Origin of the sequence: Spirillospora sp. CA-142024 (assembly GCF_050942325.1) — a bacterium.
Classification (GTDB): Bacteria; Actinomycetota; Actinomycetes; order Streptosporangiales; family Streptosporangiaceae; genus Spirillospora.
This window is the reverse complement of record NZ_CP192077.1, coordinates 9,197,983-9,212,277: the sequence shown is the minus strand read 5'-3', so window position 1 is coordinate 9,212,277 and position 14,295 is coordinate 9,197,983. Positions and strand designations below refer to the sequence as shown.

The following is a 14,295-nucleotide window of genomic DNA, read 5'->3' as shown; positions in this document are numbered from 1 at the left end:
CTGCCTCTTCTTGAATGTCCGGCGTGTCGATGGTCGTTCGCGCGTCCCGATGTCCAAGCCGCGCCGGTGGGTGGTCACAGGGTGCGGAGTGCTTCGGTGGGGGAGAGGCGGGCGGCTCGTAGGGCCGGGAGCAGGCCGGCGATCGCGCCGATCAGGATCGCGGCGCCGATCCCGCCGGCCCACGCCTGGACCGGGATGACCACTGCCCAGCCCTTCGTGGTCGCGTAGATCACGGTGGTCAGCGCCCCTGCCACGACTCCGGCCACGCCGCCGAGCAGTGCGAGCATGACCGCTTCGGACAGGAACTGGGTGCGGATGTGCCCGCGGGTCGCGCCGAGCGCCCGGCGCAGCCCGATCTCCGATCGCCGTTCCAGCACCGAGATGATCATGATGTTGGCGACCCCGACCGCGCCCACGATCAGCGCCACCAGTCCGAGCCCGAGGAACAGGCTGTTGAACGCGCCCTCCGCGGCGGCTCGCGCGGTGAGCGCGTCGGACGGCTGGCTGACGTCGACGTCGCTGGGCGACTCGGGGTTCGCGGTCTGCGCGAGCACCTCCTGCACCGAGTTCACCTTGTCCGTGCGGGCCCGCACGTACACCGTCGTCGGAGGTCCTGCCACCGCCTTGCCTCTGTCGACGGTCGCGTAGGCGAGGTAGCGCTCCGCGGCCGGGTAGCCGATCAAGGCACTGGTGTCGATGTCGGTCGACAGCGTCGCGGGCGCCAGGATGCCGGCGACGTAGAACCACTGGTTCTTCAGCCAGATCCGTTGCCCCGGGTAGACGCGGTCGATCCCGAGGCGCTGTGCGGCGAGCGCGCCGAGCACCGTGACCGGCCGGCGCTCGGTCGCCGTGTTCAGCCAGCGGCCCTGCGCCACCCCGGTCCCGATCACGTCGGGGAGGTTGAGGCTGGCGGCCCGTACCTTCAGGGAGTTGGTGTTGATCGCCGGGATCAGCGGGCTGCGGTACACGTTCGCGTCGTCGATGGCGCCGGCGTGCGCCACCTGTTCGACATCGGGCAGATGGGAGATCCGTTGCGGCGCGGCGACCGGGAGTTGTGCCGTACCGCCCGTGACCGACTGGCCGTTGTTCGCGGTCAGCAGGTTCGTGCCGAGCTGGTCGATCTGTGCCAGGAGCCCGGCCTGGGAGGACGCCGACAGGCCGAGCACCGCGACGATGGCCGCGGTGCCGATCGCGATCCCGAGCGCGGACAGGGCGGCGCGCAGGCGGCGAGCCCGGATTCCGATGCCGGCCACGCGCATCTGGTCGGACGGCCTCATACGCCCTCCATCGAACGCGTCGCGCTGTCGACCACGATCTTCCCGTCGAGGACGTGCAACTGGCGGGGCATCTGGGCGGCCAGCCCGGTGTCGTGGGTGATCATGAGGATGGTCGCCCCGCCGGCGTTGAGCTCGTGCAGCAGCTCGATGATCGCCGCGCCGGTCTTGCTGTCGAGGTTTCCCGTCGGCTCGTCGGCGAGCACGATGGCCGGGCGGCCGACCAGCGCGCGGGCGATCGCCACGCGCTGGCGCTGCCCGCCCGAGAGCTTGCCCGGGCGGAAGCCCGCCCGGTCCTCCAGCCCGACCCGGCTGAGCGCCTCGGCCGCGCGCTCGCGCCGCTCGGCACGGCCTGCGCCCCCGTAGAGCAGGCCGTCGGCGACGTTCTCCAGGACGGTGGTGTGCTCGGACAGGAAGAACTGCTGGAAGACGAAGCCGATGCTGCGCGCCCGCAGGGCGGCGAGTTCGCGGTCGGTGAGCGTCGCGACGTCCGCCCCGTCGATCCGTACCGTGCCCTCGCTCGGCCGGTCGAGCGTTCCGAGGATGTGCAGCAGCGTGGATTTGCCCGACCCCGACGGGCCGACGATCGCGACCAGTTCCCCGCTCCGAACGGTGAAGCTCACGCCGCGCAGCGCGTGGACGGGAGGCTGCGTGTCGTACGTCTTGGTGACCCGCTCCAGTTCGAGGACGTTCCTTTTGCTCATGTCGACGGCACCACCACTCGGTCCTTGGCCGTCAGGTCGCCGGAGACCTGCACCCGTCCGTTGGCGTTGTCGAACAGTCCCAGCGTGACCGGCACGATCCGGGTCCGGCCGGTGTCCCCCACCGCGGCCTCGACCGCGTATCCCCCGCCGGCCTGGCCGATGAGGGCGGTCACCGGCACGATCAGCGCGTGCTTGACGCCGCTCGTGGTGATCTGCACCTGGACCGGTGCCTGATCAAGGGTCCCGGCGTCCTTCGGGTGCTTGAGCGTGATGTAGACCGGCAGCGTTGCGGGCTTGTCCTTGTCGGCGGCCGCGACCGTGCCGATCCGGCTGACCGTGCCGGACGTGGTCCGGTTGTCCGGGAGCGTGATCTGCGCCTGGTCGCCCTTCTTGACCTCCGACTGCTGGGACGCGTCGAGCTTCACGACCACCTCGCGCCGGTTCGACGACGCCTCCATGATCGGATGGCCGGGGCCCGCGCCGGTGCCGTTCTTGGCCGTCACCTTGGTGATCCGCAACGGGCCGGGCAGGATCACCGCCTGACCGAGGTCCAGCCTGCCCGTCACGTCCGCGCCGCGTTCGTCCTGAAGCTTCTCCAGGGCTTCTGCGGTCTCCCAGCCGAAATGACCCCAATCGGAATCGAGTTCGGACTTGTCGGCGTAGCCCCCGTTCACCAGGGTCTTGTTCAGCGCCCGGGCATCCTTGCCGTCGTCGCCCACGGCCAGGTCCCGGTAGACGGGCGTGCTTCCGCAGATGAGGATCACCGGTTTCTGGTCGACCTTGTACAGCGTCTCGCCGCAGTCGATCTGGGTGCCCGCCGCCGGCAGCCGGGTGTACGTCCCCTTCGCCTGGTTGACCACCGGGTACGGGGTCCCGTCGGCGCCGCCCGCGTACGAGAGCGTCCCGCTCTGGTCGACCTGCGAGGAGAGCGGGCCCTCCTGGACCGCCGCGAGCGACGTCCCGCCACCGGCGTTCGTGGTCGCCTTGTCGTCGTCGCCGAACGGGCCCGTCATGGCGAGAGCCACGCCGCCGGTCGCGAGCACGATCGCGACGCAGCCGCCGAGTACTACGCGGCGATTCCTCCGTCGCCGTGGCCGTGCGGGCGTTCCTCGTGTCTCCAGGCCCGGTTCGGTCGTTCTGGTGCTCATCGAGTCCCTCGCTCAGCCGCCGTGGCCCTTGGCGCCGCCGACTTCGAGAGAGCGGCAGGCTTGTACGGCCTTCTTGAACTGCGGTGAGTTGCCGTCGATGCTGCCCTTCGGCTTTATCAGAATCTTCCCGTTCTGCGGGTCGGGGAAGTTCGGGACGCCGTTCGTGCGTATGCACTGGGCCCACTTCAGCATCTTTCGCTGGAGTTCTGCGTTCTCCGGCGTACCGGCCTGGTTCTCGGGCGGCTCCAGCGACTGGCACGCCCGCTCCGCCTTCTTGAACTCCGGAGAGTCGCGGTCCGGGAGGTTCGGCTCCTCCCCGCTGTCCTGGCCGGGATCGGGGTAGCCCGGGAGGCCGTTCTCACGCATGCACTGCGCGTGCTTCACTCCCTGGTCCGCCGACGCGTTCGCCTTCGCGCCGGACGAGCCGGCTTTCGCGTCGCCGGAGCCGCCGCATCCCGCGGCGGTGAGGGCTAGGGCTGCGGCCGAGGCGGCCAGCAACACGGAGGCCTTGTTCATCGTTCCCCTTTCCGGGGGGTATCGCTTACAAGGCCATTTCTAGAGAAGGGGCGGTCACATGACGGTGCGAGAGGCTGTGACCCCGCTGTGACCGCGACACGGGCATGCTGACGGCGATGAGAGTGCTGGTGGCCGAGGATCACGAGGAACTGGCGGACTCGGTGGCCCGGGTCCTGCACCGCGAGGGGATGGCGGTCGACATCGCCCTTGACGGCCAGGCCGCGCTCGACCGCACGGCGCTGACCGACTACGACGTGGTCGTGCTGGACCGCGATCTCCCCGGAGTGCACGGCGACGACGTCTGCCGTGCGCTGGTGGCCGGGCCGGCCCGCCGGACACGGGTCCTGATGCTCACCGCGTCGGGCACGATCGCCGACCGGGTCGATGGGCTCAGCCTGGGGGCCGACGACTACCTGCCGAAACCGTTCGCGTACGCCGAGCTGGTCGCTCGGATCCGCGCCCTCGGGCGGCGGGCGCAGCCGGCGCTGCCGCCGATCCTGGAACACGGCGACCTGCGGCTCGACCCGGCGCAGCGGGTCGTCACCCGCGCCGGGCTGCGCCTGGCGCTGAGCCCGAAGGAGCTGGCGGTGCTGGAGTACCTGCTTTCCGCGGGAGGGCGCGTCGTGTCCGCCGAGGAACTGCTGGAACGCGTCTGGGACGAGGCGGCCGACCCGTTCACCACCACGGTCAAGGCGACGATCAACCGCCTGCGGGCCAAGCTGGGGTCTCCGCCCGTGATCGAGACCGTCCCGCAGAGCGGTTACCGGATATGAGGTCCCTCATCGGGAAGGTGCCGCGGACGGTCCGGATGCGACTCACGCTGCTGTACGGGGCGTTGTTCACCGTCTCCGGCGCGGCCCTGCTGGCGATCATGTTCCTGCTCTTCCGGAGAAAAGCGATCTTCATGGTGCTGGTGCCGTGCTACGGCATCAAGGAGGAGGACTGTCCGTATCTGCCCGGCTCACGCCCCAGAACGATCAATCCGATGGTCTTGCTGGAGCAGCAGCAGGATGCGCTCAAGCACGAGTTCCTCGTCCAGTCGGGGATCGCACTGGCGATCATGCTGGTGGTCTCGCTGCTGCTCGGCTGGTTCGTCGCGGGGCGGGTGCTGCGCCCGCTGCGCACGATGACGACGACCGTCCAGCACATCTCGGCGCGCAACGTGCACGAGCGGCTGGCCTTCGCCGGCCCCCGCGACGAGCTCAAGGACCTCGCCGACACCGTGGACGGCCTGCTCGGGCGCCTGGAGGCCGCGCTCGACGCGCAGAAGCGCTTCGTCGCCAACGCCGCGCACGAACTCCGCACCCCGCTCACGCTCGAACGCGCGCTGCTGGAGGAGACGCTCACCGACCGCCGGGCGACCATCGAGGCGTTCCGCGCGACCTTCGAGCGGGTCGTGGCGATCAGCGACCAGCAGGGACGGCTGCTGGAGTCCCTGCTCACGCTGGCGACGAGCGAGCGGGGGCTGGAGAGCCGCGTCCCGGTGGACCTCGCCGCGCTCACCGAGCGGGTGCTGGCGGCCCGGCCGGAGCCGGCCGCCGGCGACCCGCGCCTGTACCCGCGGATCGAGCCCGCCGCGACCGCGGGTGATCCCGCCCTGGTCGAGCGCCTCGTGGCCAACCTCGTTGACAACGCCGTCCGGTACAACGTGCCTGGGGGGAGCGTCGACGTGGTGACCGGATCGCGGGACGGGCAGGCCGTCGTCAGCGTGAGCAACACCGGACCGGTCGTCCCGCCCGAGCAGGTGGCCCGGCTGCTGGAACCGTTCCAGCGGCTGGACCGGTCCGCACGCGGCGACGGGCATCACGGGCTCGGCCTGTCCATCGCGCACGCGATCGCGCTCGCGCACGGCGGGACGCTCAGCGCGCTCCCCCGCCAGGACGGCGGTCTCGTCGTCCAGGCCGCCTTCCCCGCCGAGCTCGGCCTCGGCGAAGCGGATCGATCGGTCAGGCTGGAGCGCGGCACCGCAGCCTGATGGATCCCGCGCCGCTGAACCCGGTGGGGGCGGGTGGACGTACCGGGAGCAAGGACTTGGGCGGGGAAGTCGCAATGGGGGCTGGACAAGGCGGCGTACTCGTGCGGCACTGAGGTGAGCGGGCGGCCCCGGACGGGCGGGGGACGGGTGATGCGGCATGCGGCTGCGGGAGTACGGGCCGACGGCGCCGGGCGACGGTGCCAGGCTGCTCGCCGGGATGGGCAGCGGGCTGGTGTCGGGGCTGGCGGTCGGCGGGCTGATGGCCTGGCAGAACCTGCTGGCGGTCCACGGCGCGTACGGGTGGGCGGTCTTCGCCCTGTACGCGGCGGTCACCGGTGAGCTGCTCGGCGGGTTCGTGGGGCGGCGGCCGGCCGGCCCGGCCGTTTCGGCGGCGGGCGGGCTGCTGCTCGGCCTGCTCGGCTGGACGTTCTGGTGGCTGACCGTGGACTCGCTCATCCGGGGCACCACGCCGACCTGGTCGATCGCGGCGGCGACGGACGTCTACCCGGAGCTGATCGGCTCGCTGCTGCAGGGCACGCTGGCCGGGCTGCTCTTCCACATCGTCGTGCGGCGGTTCGGGGAGCGGTCCGTCAAGCAGACGCCCCGCGCGCCGCGCGTGGTCATCGTCGGAGGAGGCTTCGGCGGTGTCGGTGCCGCGCGCCGGTTCGAGCGGCTGAATCTGCGGGGGCACCGCATCGACGTGACGCTGGTCAGCGACTCCAACCATCTGCTGTTCACGCCCATGCTGGCCGAGGTCGCGTCGGGCGGTCTGGAGGAGCGGCACATCAGCTCGCCGGTGCGGGCCGCCGTGACGCACACGCGGTTCCGGCACGGGCGGGTCGCCGAGGTCGATGTGACGCAGCGGGTCGTCCGGCTGGAGGCGGACGGTGAGGCGATGCCGTACGACCACTTGGTGCTCGCGGTCGGGTCGGTCCCGGGCTTCCCGGATCTGCCGGGCGTACCGGAGTACGCGTGCACGCTCAAGTCGCTCGCCGACGCCGTCCGGCTCCGGGACCGGGTGCTGACGCTGCTGGAGCGCGCCGACCAGGAGGACGATCCCGCCGAGCGCGCCCGGCTGCTGTCCTTCGTGGTGGCGGGCGGCGGGTTCGCCGGGACGGAGGTGATCGCCGAGCTGTACGACCTCACCCACGACGTGCTCCACTTCTACCCGGGCATCGACCCGGGCGAGCCGCGTTTCGTCCTGGTCCATTCCGGCGAGCGCATCCTGCCGGAGCTGTCGGAGCGCCTCGGCGACTACGCGCTGGGGAAGCTGCGGGCACGCGGGATCGAGTTCCGTCTCGGGGTCCGCCTGAGCGCCGCCACCGGGGCGGACGTGCGGCTCGACGACGGCGCCGTCATCCCGGCCGGGACGCTGGTCTGGGCGGCGGGCAACCGGCCGGGCCCGCTGCTGCGGACTCTTCCGGGCGAACACGCCGCCAACGGTTCGGTCGTCGTGGACAGGACGCTGCGGGTGTTCGGGCTGGACGGCGTCTGGGCGATCGGCGACTGCGCCCGGATCCCCGACGAGAACGGCGCGCCGTACCCGCCGACCGCCCAGCACGCGGCGCGGGAGGGCCGGGCCGTCGCCGACAACATCGCGGCCGTGCTGAAAGGGGGCCGGCCTCGGCCGTTCCGTTTCCGGACGCTGGGCGTGTTCGTCGCGCTCGGTCATCGCACCGCCGCCGGGGAGATCCGCGGACGCCCCTTCTCCGGGTTGAGCGCGTGGCTGCTGTGGCGCGGCATCTACCTGGCCAAACTTCCCGGCATCGACCGGCGCGTCCGGGTCCTTCTCGACTGGGGGCTCGACCTCGTGTTCCCCCGCGACATCGTGGTCACCGGCCCGGCGGAGGCGCCGGTGCCCGCGCGGGACGTCCGGTGACGGCCGAGGCGGTCCGCCGCGCGCCGGGCCTGCTGCGCGGGGCGGGGACCGGTGGCGTCGCGGGGCTGGCCGGAGGGCTGGTCCTCGGGGCGGCGATGCGTTCGCTCGGCATGCTCCCGGCCGTCGCCGTGCTCGCCGGGTCGGGGTCGCCGGGCGTCGGGTTCGCGTTGCACATGGCGATCTCGGTGCTGGTCGGCGCCGGGTTCGGGCTGCTGGCGGTGCGCCAGCGGATCCGGTCGAGCGAGCTCGTGTTCTGGGGGCTGGCCTACGGGGTGTTCTGGTGGTTCCTGGGGACGCTGACCCTGCTGCCACTGCTTACCGGCGTCCAGATGACGTGGAGCCTGGAGAGCGCGCAGGCGGCCTTGCCGAGCCTGCTCGGGCATCTGTACTACGGCGCGGTCACCGCGGTCGGTTTCGCCCTCCTGCACCCGGACGGCCGGTTCGCGGTCAGGGATCATCTGCGGCCGAAACCGCTGCTGCGCGGGCTGATCGCCGCGGGGATCGTGGCGGGCGTCCTCGTCCTGGCGTTCGGCGTGGGCGCGGGGGCGCGCCTGGGGTGGCTGCCCGCCGTCGCCGTCTGCATGGGGGTCGGCTACCCCCTCGTGTTCACCGGACGTCCTGAAGGGACGGGGCCGGCGCTCGTCCGCGGCACCGCCTACGGGTTCCTGTGGTGGATCGCGGTGGAGTCGACGCTGCTGCCGCTGGTCGAGGACGGCGCGCTCGGCTGGTCCCAGCCGGCCGTGGCGGAGGCGACGGCGCGACTCCCGGCGTACCTGCTGGCGGGTGCGGGCATCGCGGCCGTGTTCGGCTGGCTCGGCTCGCTCGCGCGCGGCCTGTTCGTGGACGACGTCCGGCTCCTGCACCACGGGATCGGGACGCGCGGGCTGCGGGCCGTCGGCTACGGCGCGCTGGCCGGGCTCGCCGGCGGGGTCGTGTTCGGTTTCCTGTGGGGGAGCGTGGACGTGCTGCCCACCGTCGCCAGGCTGGTCGGAGCGCGCGGCGCCGTGGCGGGGTGGGTCGTTCATCTCGTGATCGCCCAGATCATCGGGGTGTCGTACGCGCTGTTCTTCCGCGGGCGCAGCTATGACCTGGTTTCCGGGGTGGGCTGGGGGCTGTCGTACGGCTTCTTCTGGTGGGTGCTCGGTGCGCTGACGCTACTGCCCGTCCTGCTGGGGCAGCCGCCGCGCTGGAGCGCCGCCGCGATCGCCGCGGCCTTCGCGAGTCTCGTCGGGCATCTCGCCTACGGCGCGGCGCTGGGCACCGTCTACGCCTGGCTGGAGCATCGGGAGAATCCGTGGTGGGTCGCGCGCAGCGACATCGAGGCGGTCCGCGCGACGGCCCGCCGCGAGCAGATCCTCGGGTCGGCTCCCGCGCTGTGGACGCTGACCGTCCTGATCGCGCTGGCCGTCCCGGTCATGGTGGCGTGACGCCGGCTCACTCCGCGCGGACGCGGGATTCGGCGCGCCGGTCGAGGATGGCCAGGGTCTCCCGGCACCAGCGGAGGTTCTCGCGTTCGAACGCGAGCCCGCGCATCAGCGTCAGGTAGGGGCCGATGCGGTCGGCGGTGGACAGGTGCTCCTCTTCGGTGCGGCCGTCCAGGAACCGGGCGCGGATCCGCTCGAACCGGGCGATCTTGGATTCGGCCCACGTCATGCGTTCCCGGATGGCGTTCATGACGGCCTGCACGTCCCCCGCGTCCACGGCCTGGACCTGCACCATCAGCTCTTCGCGCATCGCGCCGGGGCGCGGAGGGGCGGCGGTGAACTCGTACAGGGCGCGGCGCCCCGCGTCGGTCAGGGAGAACAGGCGTTTGTTGGGACGGCGTTCCTGCTGGACGACCCGTGCCTGGATCAGGCCCTCGGCCGCCATCCTGTCCAGTTCCCGGTAGAGCTGCTGGGGCGTGGCCATCCAGAAGTTGGCCACCCCGGCGTCGAAGCTCTTGGACAGGTCGTAACCGGACGCTTCGCCTTCCAGAAGCGTGGCCAGGACCGCGTTCCGCAACGACATGATCCGAGCGTAGCGACCTGCGAGGTTCCTCTCACCTCCGGGCGATTATGTGACCATCGCCACGGTTCTGGACGGTGGCTCCGGCTACTCTTAGTGTCATCCGCACTTAATCAACAAGTTGCCTATTGGAGGTGCTGCATGCATCCGTTCCGGCGCGCGGTGGAGACCGGGGACACATCGGCGATCGAGGGCCTGCTGGCGGACGACGCGGTGTTCACCAGCCCGGTGGTCTTCAAGCCGTACCAGGGGAAGGCGATCACGGCCGCGATCGTGCGGGGCGCCGCGCGGGTGTTCCAGGACGTCCGCTACGTCCGGGAGATCGTCAGCGCGGACGGCCGCGACCACGCGCTCATGTTCCAGGCGATGGTGAACGGCCGCCAGGTGCACGGGTGCGACTTCCTCCACCTCGACGAGGACGGCCTGATCGACGACCTCACCGTCATGGTGCGCCCCCTGTCGGCCGCCAACGCCCTGGCCGAGGCGATGGGCGCCCAGTTCGAACAGATCCAGCGCGAGGCTTTCGGCGCACAGACCCACTGACAAAGCTCCAGTAGCCCCCCGCCGCCCCCGCACGCCCGCTTTCCTGGGACCACCGGTACCAGGCAGGCCAGTGCGGGGGGCGGCCCTGCGGGTGTTCCGCCGGTATTCCGGTTACGCTGCGGACATGCGGGGAGACGAGCGCCCTGCCCGGGTCGAGGACGTGCACGACCTGGCCCTGGGCATGCCCCATGTCACGGTCGTCCACGGATCGAGCGGCAACCCCGTCTACCAGGTCGGGGGCAAGTCATTCGTGTTCTTCCGCACCCCTCGTCCGGACGCGGTCGACCCGGTCACGGGCGAACGCTACCCGGACGTGATCGTGTTCTGGGTGCCGTCCGAGTCCGACAAGCTGGCGCTCATTCAGGACGAGGCGTCGCCGTTCTTCACGACGCCGCATTTCAATGGGCATCGCTCAGTGCTGCTGCGTGCGTGCCGGGTCGGCGAACTCACGCAGCGAGAACTCGCCGAGATCGTCCAGGACGCATGGCTCTCCCAGGCCTCCCGCAGGCGAGGCGAAACATGGCTGCGCGACAACCCCGGCCCGGAGTCCTAGATCGTTCACCCGGCCAGGTTGCCGATGATCGAAAACCCCGGACAGTTCCGGTTGCTGGGTTCTCGGAACTCGGCTACCCCCGCGCCAACGGGCGCGGGGGCAAACAAAATCCTTCTACTGACGGTTGGCCCTGCGGCCGATCGTTCTACTTGGACTGGTCCGCACCGCGAGTGTAGGACCGGTTTTCTTTTTGTGGGGCCCATTGCCCCGGCCGCCGTCACGGTGGAGGCCATGACAGCCGGTCGCGTTCGTGTGGATCATTCTCCCGTGGCGCCGTCGATGGCTTCGCGCAGAAGGTCGGCGTGACCGTTGTGGCGCGCGTACTCCTCGAACATGTGGAGGTAGACCCAGCGCAGATTCAGGGTGCCGCCCCTGCCGGGGAACTCCTCGTCCAGCGACCGTCCCGCCGCAGTCGCGCGTGCCAGCTCGACCTCGCGGGCGTAGGTGGCGAAGTCGGCTTCGGCGCCGGCGGCGTCGCCGAGATCGAAGTCACCGTCCGGGTGTTCCTCGCTGCAATACAGGTCGCCGAGCTCGGCGTTCTGGTCGAACCTGCGACGGAACCACCACCGCTCGTTCTCGGCGAGGTGGCGCACAAGACCCAGAAGGCTCAGCGTCGTGCTCGGCAGCGGCCTTGACGCAAGCTGCTCACCGTTCAGCCCGCTGCACTTGAGCAGCAGGGTGTCGCGATGAAAGTCGAGAAAAGCCGCCAGCGATGCCTGTTCGTCGCCGACAGCCGGGAAGTCGCCGCGTTCCACGGCAGGCGCAATCCATACCATGCCGGGATCCTGGCCACCCCAGACCAGCCGGTCAAAGGATTTAACGGCCTCCGGCATCTGGCCTGGACGAGGCCAGGTCCGCCAAGGTCAGCGCTTCAGGCCCTCCACCAACTCACGGAAGGCATCGCGGGTGACGACCAGCTTGGGCCCCTCCGGGTCCTTGGAGTCACGGAAGGCGATCGCCTCGGGGAAGCGGCCGACCTCCACGCACTCACTCCCCGACTGGGTTCCACTGTGACTGCTCTTGCGCCACGTCGTTGTCACTGAACGCCTCCATGGCCTTCTTGATCAGGTCCTTGGACCTGTGCTCGGGGAGTGCCTTCGCGCTAATACGCGCGAATAGGATCGCGTACTCCGCTACCTCTGTGGGAGACGATACAAGTCGCCCGCCCCCGATCGACTCGGTGTAGGCCACCTCACCGAAATCATCCCCCGTGACGAGCTTCAGGCCACCGTCCAGCCCTGGATAGGCACCGGTTTCGAAGTTCTGCGGGATCACGTGGAGGACGACGTTCGGCCGCTCCGCCACTTCAAGGACATGTGCGAGTTGCTCCCGCATGACCCTGGGGCTCCCCACCGGCCAGCGCAACGTGGTCTCGCTCAGCAGCACCATGACGAAGGCATGGTCGAGGATGCCCTGTCGTTCTATCCGCTCAGCGACGTCCGGCTCGGGGTCTGGCACGCCACCACCGGTCAGGAGCGCTCGGGCGTACTCCTCGGTCTGCAGAAGACCGGAGATCACAAGCGGCTCGAAGATCCGGATGATGCGCGCCCGCTGCTCGAACGTCTTGTACTGGGCCAGCCATTGCGGATCGTGGCCGATGCTGGCGTACCAGACCAGGAGAGCGAAGACCCCGCCGGTCTCCCAGGTCTTGTCCAGAAGGGCCGCGCGTGGCCCGTCGAGGCGGTCGATGCCGTTCTCGATGCGTGAAACGGTCGCCTTACTCGCGTTGAGCACGCGCCCGACGGCCTCGCCGGACAGTCCTCGCTGGTTGCGGCAGAAACGCAGGTAGTAGGCGATGAACGCCCACATGCCGTCCTTGGGATCGGGTGACGCATTGGTGGCCATGGGGGGTGAGCCTCCGCGTTCCGTGTTGTTGCGACTGCGCTGCGTACACAAGCCAACTTAGCTTCGCGGTGTGACTCTGTGTCGTGGTTCGAACACATCTCCGGACTCCGAAGGTCGTAGCGATGCGCACTGCACTTGTCCCCGAGGTCCCGACACTCGTCCTCGATCCGACTGATCAGGCTCCTCGTCTCGCGCGGGGGTTTCTGGCTGAGCGGTTCGCTGAGTGGGGCATCGCTGACGACTACGTGGGGCGGCTCGTGGTGTGCGAGCTGGTCACCAACGCCTACCGGCACGGGGAGGGGGCGATCGTCGTGCGGGTGTTCCGGGACGAGCGCGACGGCCTCGTGGTCGTGGAGGTGTGGGACGGCGGAGAGGGACAGCCGATGATCCCGGCGGAGAACTACGCCGCGACGTCCGGCCGGGGGCTGATGCTCATGGCGGAACTGGTGCAGGCATGGGGCGTCCGCCCCCTGAACGAAGGCGGAAAGGCCACCTGGGCCAAGCTCCGCTGCTAGTGCCGCATCAGACAACCTTCGCCCTGTTGCGCGGTTGTGACCTGTATGACCCCCGGATCGGGAGAGTAGGTCCGACTTGTGCGGTCGAGTCCTAATTACTGGTTCCGTAGGCGGCCATGAACATGTCCAGCAGTCCGTCGACCGCGTCCTCGTCGATGGGGCGGGTTGACAGCAGGCTGCGGTAGTACAGCGTGCCGCACAGCACCTCGGCGGCGAATTCCAGATTCGCTTCCGCGGTCAGTTCACCGGTGCGCTGGGCGCGGGTGATTCGGTCGAGGGTGCTCTGCTCGACGGTGACCAGGAATCGTTCGTGCAGGGTCGCCCGCAGCATTGAATCGGCCTGCGCCTCGGCGATGACTGCGCGGTAGACGGGGCCGATCGGCGGGCTGGAGAGGGCGAGGCCCGAGCGTAGGAACTGTTCGCGCAAATCCGCGCGGACGTCCCCGGTGTCGCGGTAGTCCAGGTCGCTGGTCCACACGCGGCTGAGCGCGTCGAGCAGCAGCGCCGACATGGACGGCCAGCGCCGGTAGATCGTGTGTTTTCCGACCCCGGCCCTTCGGCCGACCGCCTCGATGCTCAGGCCCGCGTATCCGACCTCCGCAGCCAGATCGAGGGTTACCTGCAGCAGTTCTTCGGTGCGCGCGGCGCCTCGGCGCCTCGGCGCGGCGGGCGTGCCGGTCATGCCGCCATCCTAACGGCACACGGCGTGCCGTTGACAGTGTCGAGGGCTGCGTGCAGTATTCATACTCGATCGGCACGTGGCGTGCCGATGTCGGATGTGGCGGCACGTCGCCACCCACGCGCCCAAGAATCAGCGCATCAGACCCTCAAAGGGAGATCTCCATGAGCAGCACCGAAAGCAGCACGCACGAGGGATTCACGGCCGAGGAGAGGGCCGCGATGAAGGACCACGCCCAAGAGCTGAAGACGGCAGTCCGCCGCAGCTCGCGCGCGGACAAGGCGGCAGAGGCGGAGCGGGACGTGCTCGCGAAGATCGCCGAGATGCAGGACACGGACCGGATCATGGCTGAGCGGGTCCATGCCGTCATCACAACCAGCGCCCCGGCCCTCGCGCCGAAGCTCTGGTACGGGATGCCCGCCTACGCGCTGGACGGCAAGGTCGTGTGCTTCTTCCAGAGCGCGGAGAAGTTCAAGGCGCGCTACGCGACACTCGGGTTCAGCGACCAGGCGAAGCTGGACGAGGGCACGATGTGGGCGGCCGGTTTCGCCCTGACCGAGGTGACGGCCGAGGTGGAGGCGCGGATCGGTGCGCTCGTGAAGCAGGCGGTGAGCTAAGGCGCGCCACCACGCCAGCCACAAGGAGCAGGACAGCATGATC

The 14,295-nt window shown here is 70.2% G+C and carries 17 protein-coding genes; 8 read left to right on the top strand and 9 right to left on the bottom strand.

The features are described from left to right. Nucleotides 1–74: 74 nt before the first annotated feature. The 4 genes from ACQPZP_RS43765 to ACQPZP_RS43750 form a co-directional block, all read right to left on the bottom strand. Entirely contained in the window at nucleotides 75–1,277 is a 1,203-nt protein-coding gene (locus tag ACQPZP_RS43765) for an ABC transporter permease (protein WP_433475491.1), read from the bottom strand. Next, on the bottom strand, nucleotides 1,274–1,978 hold the full coding sequence (locus tag ACQPZP_RS43760; protein WP_433475490.1) for an ABC transporter ATP-binding protein: 705 nt from the start codon (nucleotides 1,976–1,978) through the stop codon (nucleotides 1,274–1,276). The genes ACQPZP_RS43765 and ACQPZP_RS43760 overlap by 4 nt, the downstream gene beginning before the upstream one ends. Beyond that, nucleotides 1,975–3,021, bottom strand: a complete 1,047-nt coding sequence (locus tag ACQPZP_RS43755) for an efflux RND transporter periplasmic adaptor subunit (protein ID WP_433475489.1) — start codon at nucleotides 3,019–3,021, stop codon at nucleotides 1,975–1,977. The genes ACQPZP_RS43760 and ACQPZP_RS43755 overlap by 4 nt, the downstream gene beginning before the upstream one ends. Nucleotides 3,022–3,138: 117 nt before the next feature. Further along, complete coding sequence (locus ACQPZP_RS43750) at nucleotides 3,139–3,642, bottom strand: hypothetical protein (protein WP_433475488.1); 504 nt, start codon at nucleotides 3,640–3,642, stop codon at nucleotides 3,139–3,141. A gap of 116 nt (nucleotides 3,643–3,758) precedes the next feature. On the opposite strand from ACQPZP_RS43750, the gene ACQPZP_RS43745 reads away from it, so the two are divergent. From ACQPZP_RS43745 to ACQPZP_RS43730, 4 genes are all read left to right on the top strand, one after another. Continuing rightward, complete coding sequence (locus ACQPZP_RS43745; RefSeq protein WP_433475487.1) at nucleotides 3,759–4,415, top strand: response regulator transcription factor; 657 nt, start codon at nucleotides 3,759–3,761, stop codon at nucleotides 4,413–4,415. Between the two features lie 35 nt (nucleotides 4,416–4,450). Further along, nucleotides 4,451–5,617: a sensor histidine kinase gene (locus ACQPZP_RS43740; RefSeq protein ID WP_433475486.1), complete on the top strand. Its 1,167-nt coding sequence runs from the start codon at nucleotides 4,451–4,453 to the stop codon at nucleotides 5,615–5,617. A gap of 157 nt (nucleotides 5,618–5,774) precedes the next feature. Beyond that, nucleotides 5,775–7,496: an NAD(P)/FAD-dependent oxidoreductase gene (locus tag ACQPZP_RS43735; protein ID WP_433475485.1), complete on the top strand. Its 1,722-nt coding sequence runs from the start codon at nucleotides 5,775–5,777 to the stop codon at nucleotides 7,494–7,496. Next, nucleotides 7,493–8,923, top strand: coding sequence for a hypothetical protein (locus tag ACQPZP_RS43730; RefSeq protein WP_433475484.1), 1,431 nt, complete (start codon nucleotides 7,493–7,495; stop codon nucleotides 8,921–8,923). Before ACQPZP_RS43735 ends, ACQPZP_RS43730 begins: the two co-directional genes overlap by 4 nt. 7 nt (nucleotides 8,924–8,930) lie before the next feature. On the opposite strand, the gene ACQPZP_RS43725 is transcribed toward ACQPZP_RS43730, so the two are convergent. Further along, nucleotides 8,931–9,503: a PadR family transcriptional regulator gene (locus tag ACQPZP_RS43725; protein WP_433475483.1), complete on the bottom strand. Its 573-nt coding sequence runs from the start codon at nucleotides 9,501–9,503 to the stop codon at nucleotides 8,931–8,933. Nucleotides 9,504–9,641: 138 nt separating this feature from the next. Between ACQPZP_RS43725 and ACQPZP_RS43720 the strand changes: the two genes are divergently transcribed. Together ACQPZP_RS43720 and ACQPZP_RS43715 are read left to right on the top strand one after the other, a co-directional pair. Next, on the top strand, nucleotides 9,642–10,043 hold the full coding sequence (locus tag ACQPZP_RS43720; protein ID WP_433475482.1) for a nuclear transport factor 2 family protein: 402 nt from the start codon (nucleotides 9,642–9,644) through the stop codon (nucleotides 10,041–10,043). A 124-nt stretch (nucleotides 10,044–10,167) separates the two neighbouring features. Further along, the gene (locus ACQPZP_RS43715; RefSeq protein WP_433475481.1) at nucleotides 10,168–10,596 is read left to right on the top strand and encodes an MmcQ/YjbR family DNA-binding protein; all 429 of its coding nucleotides are present in this window, start codon (nucleotides 10,168–10,170) and stop codon (nucleotides 10,594–10,596) included. Between the two features lie 257 nt (nucleotides 10,597–10,853). Here ACQPZP_RS43715 and ACQPZP_RS43710 read toward each other — a convergent pair whose 3' ends face one another. Genes ACQPZP_RS43710 through ACQPZP_RS43700 form a run of 3 tightly spaced genes read right to left on the bottom strand, consistent with a single transcriptional unit; the run spans nucleotide 10,854 to nucleotide 12,441 of the window. Next, nucleotides 10,854–11,429 (bottom strand): DinB family protein, encoded by a 576-nt coding sequence (locus ACQPZP_RS43710; RefSeq protein WP_433475480.1) that lies wholly within the window; start codon nucleotides 11,427–11,429, stop codon nucleotides 10,854–10,856. Between the two features lie 30 nt (nucleotides 11,430–11,459). Then, entirely contained in the window at nucleotides 11,460–11,579 is a 120-nt protein-coding gene (locus ACQPZP_RS43705) for a DUF397 domain-containing protein (protein WP_433475479.1), read from the bottom strand. A gap of 4 nt (nucleotides 11,580–11,583) precedes the next feature. Beyond that, entirely contained in the window at nucleotides 11,584–12,441 is an 858-nt protein-coding gene (locus tag ACQPZP_RS43700) for a helix-turn-helix domain-containing protein (RefSeq protein ID WP_433475478.1), read from the bottom strand. A gap of 122 nt (nucleotides 12,442–12,563) precedes the next feature. On the opposite strand from ACQPZP_RS43700, the gene ACQPZP_RS43695 reads away from it, so the two are divergent. After that, the gene (locus ACQPZP_RS43695; RefSeq protein WP_433475477.1) at nucleotides 12,564–12,956 is read left to right on the top strand and encodes an ATP-binding protein; all 393 of its coding nucleotides are present in this window, start codon (nucleotides 12,564–12,566) and stop codon (nucleotides 12,954–12,956) included. Nucleotides 12,957–13,047: 91 nt separating this feature from the next. Here the strand turns inward: ACQPZP_RS43695 and ACQPZP_RS43690 are convergent, their stop codons facing one another. Then, nucleotides 13,048–13,638 (bottom strand): TetR/AcrR family transcriptional regulator, encoded by a 591-nt coding sequence (locus tag ACQPZP_RS43690; RefSeq protein WP_433475476.1) that lies wholly within the window; start codon nucleotides 13,636–13,638, stop codon nucleotides 13,048–13,050. A 161-nt stretch (nucleotides 13,639–13,799) separates the two neighbouring features. On the opposite strand from ACQPZP_RS43690, the gene ACQPZP_RS43685 reads away from it, so the two are divergent. Further along, nucleotides 13,800–14,252 carry an iron chaperone gene (locus ACQPZP_RS43685; RefSeq protein WP_433475475.1) on the top strand — a complete coding sequence of 151 codons (453 nt, stop codon included), beginning with the start codon at nucleotides 13,800–13,802 and terminating at the stop codon, nucleotides 14,250–14,252. The last annotated feature ends 43 nt before the right edge of the window (nucleotides 14,253–14,295 follow it).

Coding starts and splice junctions, on each gene's coding strand:
- ACQPZP_RS43720 (WP_433475482.1), top strand. CDS start 9,642: ATGCATCCGTTCCGGCGCGCGGTGGAGACCGGGGACACATCGGCGATC.
- ACQPZP_RS43740 (WP_433475486.1), top strand. CDS start 4,451: ATGCGACTCACGCTGCTGTACGGGGCGTTGTTCACCGTCTCCGGCGCG.
- ACQPZP_RS43725 (WP_433475483.1), bottom strand. CDS start 9,503: ATGTCGTTGCGGAACGCGGTCCTGGCCACGCTTCTGGAAGGCGAAGCG.
- ACQPZP_RS43715 (WP_433475481.1), top strand. CDS start 10,168: ATGCGGGGAGACGAGCGCCCTGCCCGGGTCGAGGACGTGCACGACCTG.
- ACQPZP_RS43700 (WP_433475478.1), bottom strand. CDS start 12,441: ATGGCCACCAATGCGTCACCCGATCCCAAGGACGGCATGTGGGCGTTC.
- ACQPZP_RS43690 (WP_433475476.1), bottom strand. CDS start 13,638: ATGACCGGCACGCCCGCCGCGCCGAGGCGCCGAGGCGCCGCGCGCACC.
- ACQPZP_RS43735 (WP_433475485.1), top strand. CDS start 5,775: ATGCGGCTGCGGGAGTACGGGCCGACGGCGCCGGGCGACGGTGCCAGG.
- ACQPZP_RS43710 (WP_433475480.1), bottom strand. CDS start 11,429: ATGCCGGAGGCCGTTAAATCCTTTGACCGGCTGGTCTGGGGTGGCCAG.
- ACQPZP_RS43745 (WP_433475487.1), top strand. CDS start 3,759: ATGAGAGTGCTGGTGGCCGAGGATCACGAGGAACTGGCGGACTCGGTG.
- ACQPZP_RS43685 (WP_433475475.1), top strand. CDS start 13,800: ATGAGCAGCACCGAAAGCAGCACGCACGAGGGATTCACGGCCGAGGAG.
- ACQPZP_RS43760 (WP_433475490.1), bottom strand. CDS start 1,978: ATGAGCAAAAGGAACGTCCTCGAACTGGAGCGGGTCACCAAGACGTAC.
- ACQPZP_RS43750 (WP_433475488.1), bottom strand. CDS start 3,642: ATGAACAAGGCCTCCGTGTTGCTGGCCGCCTCGGCCGCAGCCCTAGCC.
- ACQPZP_RS43765 (WP_433475491.1), bottom strand. CDS start 1,277: ATGAGGCCGTCCGACCAGATGCGCGTGGCCGGCATCGGAATCCGGGCT.
- ACQPZP_RS43695 (WP_433475477.1), top strand. CDS start 12,564: ATGCGCACTGCACTTGTCCCCGAGGTCCCGACACTCGTCCTCGATCCG.